Source organism: Halorubrum sp. SD612 (assembly GCF_002135005.1).
In genome coordinates this window covers 1-1,826 of the sequence record NZ_NEWI01000318.1, presented here as the reverse complement: position 1 = coordinate 1,826, position 1,826 = coordinate 1, and the positions used below count along the sequence as shown (strand labels likewise).

Annotated in this window: 2 protein-coding genes and 1 pseudogene; 2 read left to right on the top strand and 1 reads right to left on the bottom strand. The window is 69.2% G+C overall.

All coding sequences use genetic code 11. The annotated features are described in order from the left end of the window. A pseudogene (locus B9G38_RS16880) lies at positions 1 to 268 on the top strand (hypothetical protein); the annotation flags it as partial. Positions 269 to 340: 72 nt separating this feature from the next. Further along, positions 341 to 694, top strand: a complete 354-nt coding sequence (locus tag B9G38_RS16875) for a MarR family transcriptional regulator (RefSeq protein WP_086221137.1) — start codon at positions 341 to 343, stop codon at positions 692 to 694. A gap of 74 nt (positions 695 to 768) precedes the next feature. On the opposite strand, the gene B9G38_RS16870 is transcribed toward B9G38_RS16875, so the two are convergent. Further along, positions 769 to 1,826, bottom strand: a 1,058-nt coding sequence (locus tag B9G38_RS16870) for a proton-conducting transporter membrane subunit (RefSeq protein WP_303646251.1), incomplete at its 5' end; no start/stop codon positions are given.

The window sequence follows — 1,826 nt, the reverse complement described above, 5'->3', positions numbered from 1 at the left end:
GGAGCGCGCCGACAGCGCCAGGCGGATCGCGACCGCGCTCGTCCCGGAGCCGGGCGAGTCGGGCCCGTCGTGGCTCGACCGCGCGAGCGGCGTCCTCGCCGACCACGAGTACGGCGCCTGCCTCCACGGTGACGGCTTCGGCACGCGCTCGTTCACCCGTGTCCGGACCGGCTCGGACCCCGAGATGGCGTACGCCGACGGGCCGCCCTGCGAGACGCCGGCGGAACCGGTTCCGATCCCCGGGGACTTCGCGTTCGCCGGCCGATGAGACGGGGTCGTGCGGCCGCGGACCGTGCGACCGGAAAGCCAGTTTTAAGCGATTCGGGAGGCGTGTGAGACTATGAGCGCGTCCGAAATCGAGTCCGACCTGTCGGCGGACGAGCGCGCCGGCCTCGAACTCATCCGCGAGACCGGCGGGATCCACCAGAGCGACTTCTGGAAGGAACTGGACGTCTCCTCGCGGAAGGGGAGTCGCGTCGCCGAGGCGTTAGAGGAGTCGGGACTCATCCAGCGGGAGGACACCGTCTACGACGGCCACAACACCTACTACTTGGAGCCCGCGCCGCGCGATCTGGACTTCTCGCTACTGATGGCCGACGACATGCTCTCGCCGTTCATCGGCGAGGAGGAGGTCGACCCACAGGCCGACGCCTTCTCGCAGTGGATGATGAACCTCGCGTACGAGGAGTACTGAGCGGCGACCGCTCGCGGTTCTTCTCCGGTTTCGGTACGAATCGAAACGCTCGGGCCGGCCCCGCGCTCGGACCGTCAGGTCAGGAGGACGGCGAACAGCGCGGCGCCGGCCGCGAGCGTCAGGAACAGCACGCTCCGGCCGATCCCGGCCCGGATCTCGACGTCGACGCCGGCGCGCGAGAGCGCCTCTCGCGGGTCGGCCGCGGTCCGCATCGCCGCGCCCGCGACCGCCATCGTCGCGCGGTCGACCGCGGCCCACAGCTCCGTGACGCCCCACACCGAACTGCGCCCGAGGTAGAACGCGCTCGGGAAGAGGACGCGGTCGACGTCCGGCATCCGGTGAGCGAGCCAGCCGAGCGGACGCTTCAGCGAGAAGAAGCCGACGAACCCGGCGACCAGCAGCGCCGCGCTCTCCGTCAGGTGGCTCTGGCTGTACGGCTTGAAGTACACCTCGTCGCTGAGGATGAGGTCCGTGAACGGCATCAGCTCGATCAGCTGGGTGTAGAAGACGCCGAAGAAGACGCACGCGCCCGCCGCCAGCAGCATCCCGGCCGTCTGGAACGGCGTGGCGTCGTCGGGGGTCAGCGTCGCCGAGCCGTGGAAGAACACGTAGTAGCCCAGCTTGATGAACGACATGAACGTCCCCACGCCGCCGAGGACGAGCAGCCACCAGAGCAGCCCGCTGTCTAAGAGCAGGACGTACTCGTGGACCTCGTGGGCGGAGTCGAGCACCATCCCCTTCGAGATGAACCCGTTGAACCCCGGCACCGCCGTAATCGAGGCGGCGCCGACGAGGTAGACGAGGAAGGTGACGGGCATCACGCGCCACAGCCCGCCCATCTCGCGGATGTCCTCGACGCCGGTGCGGTACACCACGACGCCGACCGCCATGAACAGGAGGCTCTTGTAGAGGACGTTGTTGAACAGGTGCGCGAAGCCGCCGACGACGGCGAACTCGCCGACCGCGGTCGCCAGCCCGAACCCGGCGAGCATGTAGCCGAGCTGGGCCTGGATGTGGTACGACAGCAGCCGCCGCGGGTCGTACTGGAGCAGCGCGAAGAAGGCGCCGTAGACGGCCATGAACCCGCCGAGGTACGCGAGCCACATGCCGCCCTCGGGGAACGCGCGATACA